Here is a 16553-nt window from a genome sequence, read left to right as displayed (position 1 = left end):
CAAGGACGAACAATGAAAAGAATGCTTTTACTGGTCACGCTGCTGTGGCTGACGGCGGGGATATTGTATGGCGCGCAGGCGGCGAACGTATCGTGCAATTATGCCAGCAGCGGCGCAGCGAATACGCAGTGTGTGGTAGTGGGAGAGATGTATATGGGAATATCCCAAATACATATGGAGGAACGTGGGTGGCAGCAGGGCGATCATGGAAGAGGGACAAACTGCTATGCATATATCACTTTTACGGATGGTAGCAGGACTGGCGAATTTTTCTGTGGTACCAATTATGACGCAGGCCGCAATGATGACGCGTTGGGACAATTTCTGATTTACGAAAGTTGTAGTCAAGGTAAAGGTGGGCCAACTTGTCGTGCCAGTGCAAAGGGCGGTAGATTAAATATATTTATACAATATCAATGTACGGCAGGCGTAGGTAATTGTCGCCAGGGTGATTATAGTGTCAGGAATTACTATCTTGATGCTCCCCGATCTAATGGTACACAGTGGGGTTTTACACGTCAATGGTCAGGCAATGCCGGTTCATGTATAGAGAAAGCCTCATATAGTAGCAGTTACGATACCGGTTCTACTACAATAACCTGTAGCGGTATGGCCATACCGGCAGGATGGACGTTTATCAGTAATTTTTATGTTCCGCAGCTTTCCCCAGTCAACGCTTTCGATTATTCCGGTGATATGCTGGGACAGGTTTATTTCGGTATTGATGGTTCAGGTGGTAAAACGTATCCCTACTATATTGCTTTTCCCCAGGCCTCCTGTAACTCACCTGCGGTTTCCAGCTACGTCTTTTGGGCCACTGGCACTACCAACTACACCCTGCACAGCAAATACAAAAACGACAGCGTCATTGTACAGCTAAGGCCGCAACAAAATATCAGTAACTGCACCCACAACGTTTACGGCTGGGCGGGAGCGGACGGCTGGTATCGCACCACCGCGAAACTGGCGATAAAATCCGAAAGCAGTAGTTGCGATAAAGGCGTTACCAACAGCTACAGTACATGGTTAGACGGTGCTGACACCGTGATTAACTGGACCATCTCTGGTTTAAGCACGCTCGCGGGAGGCACACAGGTCAACTGCACCCATAACCTGGTCACTGAATTGACATGGTATTAACCCGACGCCGTCGGGTAGCGGCATCGCTTTACACCGCATACAAAACCTACTATGTCAAAGGGTTACAAAAAATCAGGCTTTATAGCGCAGTGCTGCCTTATGTATGGGGCACTGTTGTCCCTGTATCCTGCTGGTTAAACGGATCTGGACGACAAACTCCATAGATTAATGTGATCACCCTCTAATTATCTCCCTTGTTCACTCAGTACTATGGCTCGCCTGAAATGGACGACTTAGCGAGACAAGGACAATGCAATTACCTACAGATTATTATCAGCGTGTTTATGCGGGCGTATTGGGAAAGTTAATTGGCGTTTATCTGGGCCGCCCCTTCGAAGGCTGGACTTACCAGCGGATCATGCAGGAGCTGGGGCCGATTAACTATTATGTTCATGACAAATTTAACCGTCCGCTGGTGGTGACAGATGATGACGTCGCTGGCACCTTCACGTTTATTCGCGCCCTGGAAGACTACGCCTTGCCGCCTGAGTTAACCGCAGAACAGATGGGTCAGTGCTGGCTTAATTATATTATCGATAAGCGCACTATTCTCTGGTGGGGCGGCAACGGCAACTCCACGGAACATACTGCCTGGCTTAACCTCAAAAAAGGCATTCCCGCGCCGCTGAGCGGGGCCATCGCCACCAACGGTAAAACCATTGCCGAGCAAATTGGGGCACAAATTTTTATCGACGGCTGGGCGCTGGTTCCACCCGGACCGCCGCGACTTGCCGCCTCGCTGGCGCAAAAAGCCGCCAGCGTCAGCCATGACGGCGAAGCCGTCTACGCTGCGATGCTATGGGCGGCGATGGAGGCAGAAGCTTTTATCTGCCAGGATATTGAACAATTGATCGCCACCGGGCTTGCGGTCATTCCGCCTGATTGTGAGATTGCCCGGCTCATCAACGATGTATATCGCTGGCGCAACGAAGATAATGACTGGCATCGCACCCGTCAGCGTATTGAAGATCATTACGGCTATCAAAAATATCCCAGTAACTGCCACGTGATCCCGAATCACGCCATCATGATTATGGCCATTCTTTACGCGCCGGACGACTTTCAGCGGGCGCAGATGATAATTAATACCTCCGGCTGGGATACGGACTGTAACGCTGGTAACGTAGGCTGTCTGTCAGGCATTATGCTGGGATTACAAGGCATCGACGCCGGACCTGACTGGCGTGGGCCGCTGGCGGATCGGATGTTAATTTCCTCCGCTGACGGTGGTTTTTCAATCAATAACGCCGTGCGGGTAACGGATTATCTGGTGTCACTTGGGCATAAACTTGCCGGACAGCAACCGCCTGCCGCACCTAAAGAAGGGGCGCAGTATCATTTCTCGCTCCCCGGCAGCGTACAAGGTTTCCGCAGCCTGGCGCAGGATATCGAGGTCAGTAATGAGCGCTATCATGACCGCAGGTATTTAAGTCTGCGCTATACCGCTCAGGTGCCTGGTCAGCACAGTATGGTCACGACGCAGACCTTTGCGCCGCCCGAAATTGTCGGGATGCAGTCCTATGAATTAATGGCTACACCGCTGATTTATCCGGGTCAGTGCTTACAGGCACGGGTATTAATGCCAGAAGACTGTGCCGGCGTTGTGAAGGTGCAGTTGTGCTATCGGGTTTATGATGAGCACAGCCAGCTCCGGTCCTGCTACGGTGACGGGCAGCTCCTACGCCCTGGCGGCGATGTCACATTAATAATGGCAGGATACTCGTCGATTTCCTGCGCTGGGATGGCGCACCAACGCTGACGCTGAAAAAGCCAGAGGGCGAGAGCGATTTCTGGTGGCGGGCGTGGGTCAACGGCGTGGATCTTATCTCACGTCATTATCCCTCCCGTTTTCGCATTTCTAAAGAGTATGGCGAAGGGCTGGTCAGCCACGGTACCCGGCAATGGCGTGATTACCGGCTGCAAAGTCAAATTACCTTGCATCTGGGCGACTATGGTGGACTGGCATTTCGAATCCAGGGCATGCGACGTTATTACGCGCTGCAAATGACGCAGGACGAAAAAATCCAGCTGATTCGCGTTCGTGACGACAGCGTAACGGTACTGGCGGAGCAGGGGCTGAAAAACATTTACGAGCGCGAGGTTAATTTTGATGTTGCTGTGAAGGGGCACACCATTACCGCGACGGTGGACGGTATGAGGCTGTATGCTGAAGATGCCACAACGCAGCGTCTCGACGACGGCGGCGTAGGGTTGGTGGTGTGTGGCGGCGCGCTGTCTATGGCGACCCTCCAAATCACACCGGTTGAGTAAGGGAAACCGTTAACGCGCGGTAGCCTGAATCAACGCACAGACGTGCCCGGTGGCGCTCACCGGGCATGCTAAACCTGCCGTGTCTACATTCGGCTGAGAGCGGGAGCCATTTTGTTCTCTCTGCAAAACGCGTCACTTATCCTTGCGCCACGCATCAGCGGTCAATGCTTCACCAAAATGCCCGGCGATAAGGCGCTTGGTTAAATCATGGAGCGGCGCGGCCAGCACGTCAGCGGTACTCCCGCGCTCCACCACTTCACCCTGATGCATAACCAGCACCTGATCGCTGATATGTTTCATCATGCCTAAATGCTGGGTGACGTAGATATAGGCAATGCCCTGTTTTTCCTGCAGTTCCAGCATTAAGTTAATCAATTGCGAGCGCATGGACATATCCAGTGAGGCCAGCGCTTCGTCGGCGATGATCACTTTCGGGCGCAGGATAAGTGCGCGGGCCAGCCCCAGACGTTGCTTCTGGCCCGGAGCCAGCATATGCGGATAATAGCTAACATGATCGGGAAGCAGGCCTACCATACGCATCGTTTCGATAATACGTTTACGCCGATCGTCAGGGGGTAAATCGGTATTAAGGCGCAGCGGAAAATCCAGGATCTGCGAGATACGCTGGCGTGGGTTAAGCGATGTTGACGGGTCCTGAAAAATCATCCGGATACGCTGGCTGCGAAAAGAATAATCACCATAATGCAGGGGGTGATCGTCAATCAGCAGCTCACCGGTTGTTGGCTCTACCATCCCCGCCAGCATTTTCGCCAGCGTCGACTTACCCGAGCCGTTTTCGCCTATAATCGCCAGCGTTTGTTTTTCGCGCAGGGTAAAACTCAATGGTTTTACTGCTTCCACTGTTTGTCGGTGAAACCAGCCGGTGCGATAGCGAAACGTTTTACTCAGATTGCGAACTTCAAGCAAGGTTTCAACCATCTCACTCTCTCTCCATATTCAGCGGAAAATGACAGGCGTACAGATGGTTTTTAGCCCCTGTCAGACGAGGCGTTTCAATACATTTGCGCTGAGCATACGGGCAGCGAGGCCCCAGCCGGCAGCCAATCGGCAAGTGTTCAAGCAGGGGAATAGCCCCCGGCATGGTATTGAGCCGACTTTTATGCGGCATGGCGCTGCCAAAGTCCGGAATGGCCCGGATAAGCGCCTGCGTGTAAGGATGGTGCGGCGTTGCGATCAATTCTTCGCTTGGGGCGGTCTCCACTGTCTGTCCGCAGTACATCACGTTGATTTTATCGGCCCATTTACTCAGCATTTGCAGGTCGTGGCTGATTAACAGGATCGTGGTGTTGTTATTCTGATTCAGCCGGCTCAGCAGGCGGAAAATTTGTGCCTGAGTGGTTGGCTCCATGGCATTCGTCGGCTCATCGGCAATCAGCAGACGCGGCTGATTTGCCAGCGCAATGGCTATCATTACTTTCTGGCACTCACCATCGGTAAGCTCATAAGGAAAGCTGCGCAGCACATCTTTATGATCTTTAATCCCCACCCGGTGCAGTAACTCAATGGCGCGCTGTTTGCGCCAGCCCAGACGCTGCCACCAGCGGCCTTTAAAGGTCCAGCGGGGAATATTTTGCATCAACTGGGTCCCAATGCGCTCTGAGGGATCAAGACAGGATTGCGGTTCCTGAAATATCATCGACACATTATGCCCTACCAGCTTGCGCCGTTCGCGTACTGACAGCCGCAGTAAATCGATATCGTCAAAGCGCATACGGTCAGCAGTAATTCGCCAGTTATCCTTAGTGACGCCGCAAATTGCTTTGGCAATCAGGCTTTTGCCAGAGCCAGACTCGCCCACCAGTCCGCGGATTTCCCCTTCGGCCAGCGTCATGCTGACGCGGTCAACTGCCTTCACCCAGCCTTCACTGGTCTTAAATTCAATGGTCAGGTTGCGGATATCCAGTAATGGCATTATTCCACCCCCGCGTTAATTGCGCGGCGCAGGCCGTCGCCCAGCAGGTTAATCAGCAGTACGCTTATCATAATCGCCGCGCCCGGCAGCATTACTGTCCACGGCGCAACATAGATAAGCTCAAGCGCGTCGCCCAGCATCGCGCCCCATTCCGGAGAAGGCAGCTGTGCACCAAGGTCGAGAAAGCCCAGCGCGGCGATATCCAGAATCGCCATTGACAAGGCGCGGGTGATTTCAGTGACCATCCCCGCCGTAATATTAGGCAGTACAGCGAACCACAAAATATTCAGCGTCGTGGCACCGTCAAGACGGGCAGCCACCACATACTCTTTTTCCAGTTCGTCATGCACCAGGCTATAGACCGAGCGCACCATCCGTGGCAGCAGTGCCAGCCAGACGGCGAACATCGCATGCGACAAATGCGGACCAGCAAAGGCAACGACAATAATCGCCAGCAGTAAGGAAGGGATGGATAACAGCGTATCCAGAATATGGTTCAGCGCCGCCGAACGCAGGCCGTGGGTGGAACCGGCCACAACACCGAGCACCAGCCCACACAATGTGGCTGCCAGCGTGACCACGAACGCGCCACCCACGGTCGGTGTCGCGCCGCTAAGCAGTCGGCTCAACACGTCGCGCCCCAGATCGTCCGTACCGAGGAAAAAAGAAACCTCTCCGTAACGCGACCACGATGGCGGCAAGAGTTGATAGCCTAAAAACTGCTGATTGATGCCATAAGGGGCAAACCAGTGACCCAGCACACATAACAGTAGCAACGCACCACAGCCATATAAACCGATCATGGCCGTGGTGTCTGAGTAAAATTTGCGCCACGCATTGCGCAGTGCGCCCGGAGAGCGCTTTTCGCTGTAGACGCTATCGTAAGGCATACCATTCCTTATGTTTCAGAGGGTTAGCCATAGCACCCAGGATGTCCGAAATAACGTTCACTATAATGACCAGAGCACCAATCACCATCACGCCTGCCGAAATGGCTGCGTAATCCTGCTGGCGGATGGCATTAATCAGCCAGCGCCCCAGACCTGGCCAGCTAAATACCACTTCAGTGATCATCGCCAGCGTCAGCATGGTCGAAAATTGCAGCCCCAGACGGGGGATCACCGGCGGTAGCGCATTATGCAGGACATGACGCCAGAGAATGGTCCGGCGAGAGACGCCGCGAGTGGCCGCCGCTTTGATATAGTTCTGGTCGAACACCTCAATCGTGCTGATACGCATTAACCGAATCACTTCCGTGGTGGGGGCAACGGCCAGCGTCAGCACTGGCAAAATCATATGGCGCAGGGCGCTTAACACCATTTCATGACGCCACGGCGAGTCGGAAAGCCAGGCATCAATGATAGCGAAGCCGGTAACGTTTTTGACTTCATACAGCAGATCGAAACGCCCCGAGACCGGTAACCAGCCCAGCGTCAGTGAGAAAAACATCGTCAGTAGCAGCGCCAGCCAGAAAACCGGAATCGAAAACCCCAGCAGAGCCAGCGCACTTATCACATTATCCTGCCATTTATTGCGCGTGATACCCGCCAGCATTCCCACGGGTATTCCGATCAGCAGGGCAAACGTGAAGGCGAGAATACAAAGCTCCATGGTGGCCGGAAAGACCTCTTTTAACTGCTCGGAGATCAGCTGGCCGTTGATACTGGAGATGCCGAAATCCCAGTGCAAAATACCGTTGAACCAGAACACCCAGGCATTCCACAACGATGCGCCCTGAAGCGGGGCATGCGGCGTAAAATAGCTCAGGCTGAAGCCTATAAACGTTAATAAGAATAAGGTAATCAACAGCAGCAACAGGCGACGCAGTGTAAAAATAATCATGGTTTTTGCCCCTCTTCCTTTTCGCGTGAGACACCTGCGAAAGAAGCATTGCCAAACGGGCTCAGCACTAATCCTTTCATATCGTAGCGATAGGCCTGCAAGCGTAGTGAGGAAGCCAGAGGCAATACCGGCAGTTCACTGGCGAGAATATGTTGTGCTTCATCATAAGCGTCAATACGCGAAGCAAGCTGTTGCGAGGAAAGGGCCTTGAGCAAGACATTATCAAACTGGCGATTGCACCAGTGAGCATAGTTGGTTTGAGAACTGATGGCGGCACAGCTCAGGAGCGGGCGGAAAAAACTGTCCGGATCGTTACTGTCGGTGGCCCAGCCAGCCAGCGTCATATCATGATTCATATCCATCAGTCTCGCTTCCTGAAAACGACCCTCGACTGGCATAATCGTGACTTTTACCCCAATATGCGCCATATCTGCCTGAATCAACTCCGCCATTTTCAACGGACTGGGATTCCAGGCCTGCGATGAGGTTGGTACCCATAGCTGAAGCGATAAGTTTTCCACACCCAGGCTTTTAAGCTGCTCCCGGGCTTTAGCGGGATCGTATTCGGTAATTTTTGCTTCGCTATCATAGGCCCATGACGCGCGGGGCAAAATTGAGGCCGCTGTTTCTGCCGTACCGTAATAAATCGACTGCATCAGTCTTTCATTATTGATTGCCAGCGCCAGTGCATGACGGACGGCCGGGTTATTCAGCGGTGCTTTATTAGTGTTAAACGCCAGATAGGCAATGTTCATCCCGGGACGCAGCGTTAATCTCAGGCGCGGATCGTCACGCAAAATGGAAAGCTGGCTGGCAGCCGGCCAGGCGAGTACATCGCACTCACCTGTTAAAAGCCGTGAGAGGCGACCCGTCCCGCCAGAGCCGAGGTCAACCACGACCTGAGGCATCAGCGGCTGGCCGCGCCAGAAGCGTGAATGACGCTGTAAACGGATGTATTGACCCGATCGATATTCACTGAGTTGATAAGGCCCCGTGCCGACAGGCTGGCGATCAAGCAACTCTTCACGGTCGGTTTTGGTTAATTCGGCGGCATATTCTGCTGACATCACTGAGGCATAATGCGTCGCCAGATGCCACAGGAACGAGGCATCTGGCCGGGTAAGACGAAATTCGACGGTACGATTATCCAGCTTACGTACGCTTTCCACCGTGTCGGCAAACTGAAGACTGTCGAAATAGGGGAAACTACTGCCGTTAACCGCGTGCCATGGATGATGGCGATTAAAAATGCGCTGGAAGGTAAATACCACGTCGTCAGCATTCAGGGGACGCGTGGGGGTAAACCATGCTGTCTTTTGAAACGCCACACCGTTGCGTAAGAAAAAGCGATAGGTAGCACCGTTATCCAGCACTTCCCAGCGTTCTGCCAGCTCAGGCACCAGCCGGTAAGTATAGGGATCGACCTCAAGCAGGCGGTCGTAAAGCTGGTCTGCCAGCGTGTCCACAATCAGGCCGCTGCCTGCTTTTTGTGGGTTGAAGGTATTGACCTGCCCGCTGACGCAATAGACAAAGCCGCTGTCGCGAATATCGGAGACAGGAGAAGCCGACGGCTCAGGGGCTGCATGGGCCAGGCCGTAAAGGAGGCCGACAGCAGCGACCAAAGATGACAAAACCAGGCGCATAATTTTCAGGGTTTTCAGATTCGATCTGCAAAGTGTATCGCACTTACACCTGCTGCGTAAAAATGTCTGCGGACAATCGCTGTAAATATGGTCAGCTTTGGCGTTCGCAGGGTTAAATCTGATGTTTTTTGAGCAATGCCCGCAGTTGATGGTAGGTGATGCCCAAAAGTTCGGCCGCGCGTTTTTGGTTAAAGCGACCCTGCTGCAGACTTTTTTCCAGCAGTGCCCGCTCTTGCTCATGTTGATACTGACGCAAATTCAGTGGCAAACCGGGCAGATCCTGTGGAGTATTTTCCTGCGCAGGCGCCAGGGCGCGAGCAAAAGGATCGATAATAATATTCTCTAACGGAGTTTCACTGGTGCCATGACGATACACTGAGCGTTCAACGACATTTTTCAGCTCACGAATATTACCCGGCCAACGATAGCCCATTAGCGTTTGTGTGGCATGTTCAGTAAAGCCGGGAAAAAGAGGCAACCCAATTTCGCGGCACATCTGAATGGCGAAATGTTCAGCCATCAGCATGATATCGCTCTGGCGTTCGCGCAGCGGCGGCAGTAGCACCACGTCAAAAGCCAGCCGGTCGAGCAGGTCAGCGCGAAAGGTGCCTTCTTCGACCAATTGCGGCAGGTCAGCGTTGGTGGCGCACACCAGGCGCACATTTACCTGTAGCGGCTGGCTACCGCCCACGCGTTCCAGCTCACCATATTCAATCACCCGCAGCAGTTTTTCCTGTACCAGCATCGGCGCGGTTGCCAGCTCATCGAGAAACAGCGTGCCGCCATCGGCGCGCTCAAAACGCCCCGGATGCCGTTTCTGCGCTCCGGTAAATGCCCCCGCTTCATGACCGAACAACTCTGAATCCAGAAGGTTTTCGTTAAGCGCGGCGCAGTTCAGGGATACAAACGGCCCCTGCCAGCGAGAGGAGAGAAAATGCAGACGACTGGCAATCAATTCTTTACCCGTACCACGCTCGCCAATAATTAGTACCGGCTTTGTCAGGGGGGCCAGATGTGAGACCTGTTCAAGGACGTCGATAAAATTATTCGCTTCTCCTAACAGGTTATCTTTCTGCTCAGCCATGATGAAATTCACCATTATGTAGTGTTATTAACCATTACACTTTATATTCTGGGTGATGATTAATCAATCGATTATTTATAAATCAATGACATAAAAATATGGCACGGTGCTTGCAATAAGTTTATCAACAGGGCAACGCCCGATATAATGAATATCATCGTGAGGAGTTAATTATGGGTATTTTTTCTCGTTTTGCCGACATCGTGAACGCCAACATAAATTCACTGCTGGAGAAAGCGGAAGATCCACAGAAGCTGGTGCGCCTGATGATTCAGGAAATGGAAGACACGCTGGTTGAAGTCCGTTCTACCTCCGCCCGCTCGCTGGCAGAGAAAAAGCAGCTGAGCCGCCGTATTGAACAGGCGACCGCTCAGCAGCAGGAATGGCAGGAAAAAGCGGAACTGGCGCTGCGTAAAGATAAAGACGATTTAGCCCGCGCCGCGCTGATTGAAAAGCAGAAGCTGACCGATTTGATTGCGACCCTGGAAGATGAAGCCATTCTGGTTGATGAGACCCTGACCCGGATGAAAAAAGAGATCGGCGAGCTGGAAAACAAACTCAGTGAGACGCGTGCACGCCAGCAGGCATTGACGCTGCGTCATCAGGCGGCAAGCTCTTCACGCGAAGTGCGTCGCCAACTGGACAGTGGAAAAATTGATGAAGCAATGGCACGTTTCGAATCCTTTGAGCGTCGTATTGATCATATGGAAGCCGAAGCGGAAAGCCATGGGTTTGGTAAACAGAGAACGCTGGATCAGCAGTTCGCCGATTTGCAGGCGGATGATGAAATCAGCGAGCAATTGGCCGCGCTGAAAGCCAAAATGAAGCAGGATAACCAATAACATTCTGGCGGTGCCTGAGCGCACCGCCGCTCAATACCTGTAAGGAGTACACATGAGCGCGCTTTTTCTTGCCATACCGTTAACCCTGTTCATTCTGTTTGTTCTGCCTGTCTGGCTGTGGCTGCATTACAACAACCGTTCCCGCAACGGCACCTTATCCGCTAATGAACAACAGCACCTGGTGCAGTTAAGCGATGAAGCCAAAAGAATGCAGGAACGCATCCAGGCGCTGGAGGCTATTCTTGATGCAGAACATCCAAACTGGAGGGATCGCTAATGGCAGTTATCGACCTGAATAAAAAATTGTGGCGACGCCCGCAGCAGGGCATGGTGAAAGGTGTTTGCGCCGGGATCGCCCATTATTTCGATGTGCCGGTCAAGCTGGTCCGCTTAATTACCGTACTGGCAATGGTGTTTGGGCTGTTCTTTTTTGTGGTCGTCGCGTACATCATTATGACATTTATGCTGGACCCGGTGCCCGACAGTGGGCTTGAGGGGGAACAGGCACTTAATAGCGGCGAGCTATTGGCCATGGTGGAAAGCGAGCTTGCGGCAGGCGAAAAACGTCTGCGCGAAATGGAGCGGTATGTGACTTCTGATACGTTTTCACTACGTAGCCGCTTCCGTCAGCTTTAAATAACAGGAGCCAGAAATGAAAAGCAAGTGGCAGAAAGCAAGCACCCACGTGAAACCTGGTCTTAAGATCGTCGGGAAGCTGGCGTTACTGACCGCGCTGCGCTATGGGCCGGCGGGTGTCGCTGGGTGGGCGATTAAATCAGTCGCCCGCCGACCTTTGAAAATGCTGCTGGCCGTAGCACTGGAGCCACTATTGAAGCACGCCGCCAAAAAAGTCTCCCGCCGCTATTCCAGCCGGCAAACACCCCGGTGACCCTTCAGGTCACCATAACAATATTTTCACATCCTTTTCCCTGAATTTGCGGCAGCTCACAAATTGCAAATTTAACCTGCGGAATCTCTATTTTTCGTCTCCTGTGCCTCATGCTCCGGATTGACAGCTAATTTTCACTGGAGTAGTCTCCTTTTTCGTGGGACCGCTACCATGGAAAAGAAAAATGAAGGAAAAAATTAATCAGTTACTCACGGATGTTTACGCTGACGGATTTACATCCTCACATCGGGAGGTGTTATTCAGCGCCCTTGAAAAGAGTAAATCCATAATTAGCCAACGGCGCAAGCAGGGGTGGGATGAAAGCGATGTAGTGTTAATTACTTATGCCGATCAGTTCCATCACGTGGATCAAAAACCACTTCCCGTCTTCAATCATTTTTACCAGAAATGGTTTAAATCTGTTTTTTCACATGTCCACTTATTACCTTTCTGCCCATGGTCTTCTGACGACGGGTTTTCCGTGGTTGATTATCACCGTGTCGCGCCTGAAACGGGTGACTGGGAAGATATAGACGATTTGAAAACACAAGCAAAATTAATGTTTGATTTCGTCTGTAACCATATGTCAGCAAAAAGTGAGTGGTTTCAAAACTATTTACAACAAAAGCCAGGATTCGAAAATTTCTTTATCGAAATGGACCCTGAAACGGATTTATCAGCGGTAACGCGCCCGCGCGCACTGCCATTGTTAACGCCTTTCACCCTGGCCGATGGATCGGTGCGCCATCTGTGGACCACGTTTAGCGAAGATCAAATTGATCTCAATTACGCTTGTCCGGAAGTACTCCTGAAGATGGTAGATGTCCTGCTGCACTATCTTTTACAGGGTGCGGACTATATTCGTCTCGATGCAGTCGGTTTCATGTGGAAAACGCCGGGAACATGCTGTATTCATCTGGAAAAAACGCATCAGCTGATCAAACTTTTCCGCGCCATTGCCGACGACGTTGCGCCTGGAACCGTCATCATTACCGAAACCAATGTTCCGCATAAAGACAACATTTCCTATCTCGGCAATGGCAAAGATGAAGCCCATATGGTCTATCAATTCTCTTTGCCACCGCTGGTATTACATGCAGTTCATCGCCAGGATGCTACAGCACTGTGCCGTTGGGCGCAGAGTCTGGTCTTGCCTGGCGACAAAACTACCTGGTTCAATTTCCTTGCTTCACATGATGGCGTTGGTCTGAACCCGCTGCGAGGGATTTTGCCGGAAAATGATATTTTGCAACTGGTTGATACGCTTCAGAAGGAAGGGGCGCTAATTAACTGGAAGAATAATCCGGATGGCAGCCGTAGCCCTTATGAAGTCAACGTAACCTATATGGATGCCCTGAGTCGTCGCGATGACACTGATGATCAACGTCTCGCCAGATTCATTCTTGCTCACGCTATTTTATTGAGCTTTCCTGGCGTGCCCGCAGTGTATATTCAGAGTATTTTGGGATCGCGCAATGATTATGCGGGCGTAGAAAAGCTGGGATATAACCGGGCCATTAACCGTCAGAAATATGACGCAGGCGAAATGGAACAGTCTCTGTTTGCCTCTCAGTCATTGCGCAGCAGGGCCTATCATCTTCTTTCACAGCTAATCGTGCTTCGCAGACAAAATAAAGCTTTTCACCCGGACAGCCAGTTTGCCATTCAAACGCTTAATTCCAGCGTCATGCAAATTACTCGTACCGCCAGTAATGGTGAGGAAATCACTGCTCTGTTTAATATTAGCGATCATCAACAGTGTATTGAGGCGAAGGTTAAGGGTGGTTTTGATTTAATTAATAAACATGTGGTTATGGATACATCGATAACATTGCAACCATGGCAGGTTATCTGGATCAAAAAACAATAAAGGAACATCTTATGACTAAATCAAAAATAGCGCTGGTGGCAGCGCTGGTTTCCTGCGCCCTTATTTCAGGTTGTGATGACAATAATAAACCAAAAGTGGCCATCGAGTTTATGCACTCCTCGGTTGAGCAAGAGCGCCAGGCCGTTATTACTAAACTGATTGAACGTTTTGAGAAAGAAAACCCGGGAATTACGGTTAAGCAAGTCCCGGTAGAAGAGGATGCCTATAACACCAAAATTATCACACTGGCTCGTTCTGGTTCGTTGCCGGAAGTGATCGAGACCAGCCACGACTATGCCAAGGTGATGGATAAAGAACAGCTTATCGATCGTAAAGCTATTGGCGAGGCGATTAAAGCAGTAGGGGAAGACCAGTTCTATGATGGCGTACTGCGCATAGTGCGTACGGAAGATGGTTCGGCCTGGACCGGCGTGCCAATCAGCGCCTGGTTACAGGGCGTGTGGTATAAAAAGGATGTCCTGGCAAACGCCGGCATTGAAGAGCCGCATAACTGGCAGCAACTGCTGGCGGCAGCACAAAAGCTGAGCGATCCGGCGCAGAAAAAATATGGCATTGCATTGCCTACTGCTGAAAGCGTCATGACAGAGCAGGCTTTCTCACAATTTGCGCTCTCTAATCAGGCTAACGTTTTTGACGCCAGCGGCAAGATTACGCTTAACACCCCGGAAATGGCGCAAGCACTGGCGTTTTATCGTGACCTGGCTGCCACCACCATGCCTGGTTCTAACGACGTCATGGAGATCAAAGATGCTTTCATGAACGGCTCTGCGCCAATGGCAATCTATTCAACCTATCTTATTCCTGCCGTTTTCAAAGAGGGTAATCCCGCGAATCTGGGGTTCATGGTGCCTACCGAAAAATCTGCGGCAGTTTACGGCACCATTACCTCGCTGACTATCAGTAACGGTCAAACTGAAGATGAAACCGCTGCGGCAGAGAAGTTTGTCACCTTTATGGAGAAAGCGGACAACGCGGCGGATTGGGTCATGATGTCTCCAGGTGCCGCACTGCCAGCCACCAAAACCATCGTTGATACACCGCAGTGGAAAGATAACGAGGTTATCAAGGCGTTTGGCGATCTGCCAAACGAGCTGATTGCGCAATATCCGCATATGCAGGTGTTTGGCGCGGTGGCGGACAAAAACTTTACCCGCATGGGCGATGTTACCGGCTCGGGCGTAGTGAGTACTCTGGTTCATAACGTCACCGTTGGTCAGAAGGACCTGAAGCAAACCCTGACAGACAGCCAGACGAAGCTGGATGATCTGGTTCAACAACGTTAATGGCGAAAATGGAAAGTAGTATGAAAAGGTTGTTCTCTGGCCGTTCAGATATGCCTTTTGCCATGCTGCTACTGGCCCCCAGCTTGTTATTGCTGGGGGGCCTTGTAGCCTGGCCAATGATATCTAACATCGAAATCAGTTTCTTACGTTTGCCGCTGAACCCGCGGATAAGCTCGACGTTTGTTGGGCTGGATAACTACATCCGGATTTTGGGCGATCCGGGATTCTGGCATTCGCTATGGATGACCGTGTGGTACACCGCGCTGGTGGTTATCGGCAGTACAGTACTGGGACTGGGCGTGGCGATTTTCTTTAACCGCGAGTTTCGCCTGCGCAAAACGGCCCGTTCGCTGGTTATCTTGTCCTACGTGACGCCGTCTATTTCGCTGGTTTTCGCCTGGAAATATATGTTTAACAACGGCTACGGCATTGTGAACTACCTCGGTGTCGATCTGCTGCATCTTTACGATCAGGCTCCACTGTGGTTTGACAACCCCGGCAGCAGCTTTGTGCTGGTGGTGCTCTTTGCCATCTGGCGCTATTTCCCGTACGCCTTTATTTCATTCCTGGCCATTTTACAAACCATTGATAAGTCGCTGTATGAAGCGGCGGAGATGGACGGTGCCAGCGCCTGGCAGCGGTTTATGATTGTGACTCTTCCGGCGATTATGCCCGTGCTGGCGACGGTCGTAACATTGCGTACCATCTGGATGTTCTACATGTTTGCCGACGTGTATCTGCTGACCACTAAAGTCGACATCCTCGGTGTTTATCTCTACAAAACAGCATTTGCCTTTAACGATCTTGGCAAAGCAGCGGCAATCTCTGTGGTGCTGTTCGTCATCATCTTTGCGGTCATATTGCTTACCAGGAAGCGGGTGAATCTCAATGGCAACAAATAAACGCACGCTGAGCCGTATTGGCTTTTATATCGGACTGGCGGTCTTTCTTATCATCACGCTGTTTCCGTTTTTTGTGATGTTAATGACCTCGTTTAAAGGCGCAAAAGAGGCGATATCCCTGAGTCCAACACTGCTGCCACAGCACTGGACGCTGGAGCATTACGTCGACATTTTCAACCCGCTGATTTTTCCGTTTGTGGATTACTTCCGTAACAGCATGGTGGTGTCGGTTTCCTCTTCTGTGGTGGCCGTGTTCCTCGGCACGCTGGGAGCCTATGCGTTGTCCCGCTTGCGCTTCAAAGGACGGATGACCATTAACGCCAGTTTTTACACCGTTTACATGTTCTCCGGGATCTTACTGGTGGTGCCGCTGTTCAAGATTATCACTGCGCTCGGCATCTATGACACGGAAATGGCGTTAATCATCACCATGGTGACCCAGACGTTGCCCACCGCTGTTTTCATGTTGAAAAGCTACTTTGACACCATCCCGGATGAAATCGAAGAAGCAGCGATGATGGATGGCCTGAACCGTTTCCAGATCATCTTTCGTATCACGGTACCGCTGGCGATTTCTGGTCTGGTTTCGGTGTTTGTGTACTGCTTCATGGTGGCGTGGAACGACTATCTTTTCGCCTCCATTTTCCTCTCCAGTTCCAGCAACTTTACGTTGCCGGTTGGCCTGAACACGCTGTTTAGCACCCCGGATTATATCTGGGGACGCATGATGGCAGCCTCACTGGTCACTGCGCTGCCAGTGGTGGTTATGTATGCGCTTTCAGAACGTTTTATAAAGAGTGGGTTAACCGCCGGTGGCGTCAAAGGCTAAGGCG

17 protein-coding genes are annotated in these 16553 nt (G+C 51.6%); 11 read left to right on the top strand and 6 right to left on the bottom strand.

Going from position 1 to position 16553, the window contains the following annotated elements; translation table 11 throughout:
- The first annotated feature begins 12 nt into the window (after window positions 1-12).
- From CHU32_RS27990 to CHU32_RS28520, 3 genes are all read left to right on the top strand, one after another.
- Window positions 13-1140 carry a hypothetical protein gene (locus tag CHU32_RS27990; RefSeq protein WP_133159256.1) on the top strand — a complete coding sequence of 376 codons (1128 nt, stop codon included), beginning with the start codon at window positions 13-15 and terminating at the stop codon, window positions 1138-1140.
- A 250-nt stretch (window positions 1141-1390) separates the two neighbouring features.
- On the top strand, window positions 1391-2899 hold the full coding sequence (locus CHU32_RS02960) for an ADP-ribosylglycohydrolase family protein (RefSeq protein WP_245880172.1): 1509 nt from the start codon (window positions 1391-1393) through the stop codon (window positions 2897-2899).
- 56 nt (window positions 2900-2955) lie between these two features.
- The gene (locus CHU32_RS28520) at window positions 2956-3411 is read left to right on the top strand and encodes a hypothetical protein (RefSeq protein ID WP_245880171.1); all 456 of its coding nucleotides are present in this window, start codon (window positions 2956-2958) and stop codon (window positions 3409-3411) included.
- A 132-nt stretch (window positions 3412-3543) separates the two neighbouring features.
- On the opposite strand, the gene sapF is transcribed toward CHU32_RS28520, so the two are convergent.
- The 6 genes from sapF to pspF all read right to left on the bottom strand — a co-directional run bounded on the left by sapF (window position 3544) and on the right by pspF (window position 9928).
- Entirely contained in the window at window positions 3544-4350 is an 807-nt protein-coding gene (sapF, locus tag CHU32_RS02955) for a peptide ABC transporter ATP-binding protein SapF (RefSeq protein WP_103676518.1), read from the bottom strand.
- Between the two features lies 1 nt (window position 4351).
- The gene (gene sapD / locus CHU32_RS02950; protein ID WP_103676517.1) at window positions 4352-5344 is read right to left on the bottom strand and encodes a putrescine export ABC transporter ATP-binding protein SapD; all 993 of its coding nucleotides are present in this window, start codon (window positions 5342-5344) and stop codon (window positions 4352-4354) included.
- Window positions 5344-6234 carry a putrescine export ABC transporter permease SapC gene (sapC, locus tag CHU32_RS02945; protein ID WP_103676516.1) on the bottom strand — a complete coding sequence of 297 codons (891 nt, stop codon included), beginning with the start codon at window positions 6232-6234 and terminating at the stop codon, window positions 5344-5346. Before sapC ends, sapD begins: the two co-directional genes overlap by 1 nt.
- Window positions 6221-7186 carry a putrescine export ABC transporter permease SapB gene (gene sapB / locus CHU32_RS02940; protein ID WP_103676515.1) on the bottom strand — a complete coding sequence of 322 codons (966 nt, stop codon included), beginning with the start codon at window positions 7184-7186 and terminating at the stop codon, window positions 6221-6223. Before sapB ends, sapC begins: the two co-directional genes overlap by 14 nt.
- Window positions 7183-8829 (bottom strand): ABC transporter substrate-binding protein SapA, encoded by a 1647-nt coding sequence (gene sapA / locus CHU32_RS02935; RefSeq protein ID WP_103676514.1) that lies wholly within the window; start codon window positions 8827-8829, stop codon window positions 7183-7185. Before sapA ends, sapB begins: the two co-directional genes overlap by 4 nt.
- A gap of 112 nt (window positions 8830-8941) precedes the next feature.
- Window positions 8942-9928 (bottom strand): phage shock protein operon transcriptional activator, encoded by a 987-nt coding sequence (gene pspF, locus CHU32_RS02930; RefSeq protein ID WP_176691662.1) that lies wholly within the window; start codon window positions 9926-9928, stop codon window positions 8942-8944.
- Between the two features lie 158 nt (window positions 9929-10086).
- Here pspF and pspA point away from each other — a divergent pair, with 158 nt between their 5' ends.
- The 8 genes from pspA to CHU32_RS02890 all read left to right on the top strand — a co-directional run bounded on the left by pspA (window position 10087) and on the right by CHU32_RS02890 (window position 16549).
- Window positions 10087-10755 carry a phage shock protein PspA gene (gene pspA / locus CHU32_RS02925; RefSeq protein WP_103676513.1) on the top strand — a complete coding sequence of 223 codons (669 nt, stop codon included), beginning with the start codon at window positions 10087-10089 and terminating at the stop codon, window positions 10753-10755.
- 52 nt (window positions 10756-10807) lie between these two features.
- Window positions 10808-11032, top strand: a complete 225-nt coding sequence (gene pspB, locus CHU32_RS02920) for an envelope stress response membrane protein PspB (RefSeq protein WP_103676512.1) — start codon at window positions 10808-10810, stop codon at window positions 11030-11032.
- Window positions 11032-11391 (top strand): envelope stress response membrane protein PspC, encoded by a 360-nt coding sequence (gene pspC / locus CHU32_RS02915; protein ID WP_103676511.1) that lies wholly within the window; start codon window positions 11032-11034, stop codon window positions 11389-11391. Before pspB ends, pspC begins: the two co-directional genes overlap by 1 nt.
- A 16-nt stretch (window positions 11392-11407) precedes the next feature.
- Window positions 11408-11644 (top strand): phage shock protein PspD, encoded by a 237-nt coding sequence (gene pspD / locus CHU32_RS02910; RefSeq protein WP_103676510.1) that lies wholly within the window; start codon window positions 11408-11410, stop codon window positions 11642-11644.
- Between the two features lie 184 nt (window positions 11645-11828).
- Window positions 11829-13514, top strand: coding sequence for a sugar phosphorylase (locus CHU32_RS02905; protein WP_103676509.1), 1686 nt, complete (start codon window positions 11829-11831; stop codon window positions 13512-13514).
- 11 nt (window positions 13515-13525) lie between these two features.
- Complete coding sequence (locus CHU32_RS02900) at window positions 13526-14818, top strand: ABC transporter substrate-binding protein (RefSeq protein WP_103676508.1); 1293 nt, start codon at window positions 13526-13528, stop codon at window positions 14816-14818.
- Window positions 14819-14838: 20 nt separating this feature from the next.
- Window positions 14839-15720 (top strand): carbohydrate ABC transporter permease, encoded by an 882-nt coding sequence (locus CHU32_RS02895; RefSeq protein ID WP_103676507.1) that lies wholly within the window; start codon window positions 14839-14841, stop codon window positions 15718-15720.
- The gene (locus tag CHU32_RS02890) at window positions 15707-16549 is read left to right on the top strand and encodes a carbohydrate ABC transporter permease (RefSeq protein ID WP_103676506.1); all 843 of its coding nucleotides are present in this window, start codon (window positions 15707-15709) and stop codon (window positions 16547-16549) included. Before CHU32_RS02895 ends, CHU32_RS02890 begins: the two co-directional genes overlap by 14 nt.
- Window positions 16550-16553 lie beyond the last annotated feature (4 nt).

Origin of the sequence: Superficieibacter electus, from assembly GCF_002915575.1 — a bacterium.
In the GTDB taxonomy this organism is placed as follows: domain Bacteria; phylum Pseudomonadota; class Gammaproteobacteria; order Enterobacterales; family Enterobacteriaceae; genus Superficieibacter; species Superficieibacter electus.
Note: the sequence above shows the minus strand (reverse complement) of the source record. Positions and strands in the feature narration are given on the sequence as shown.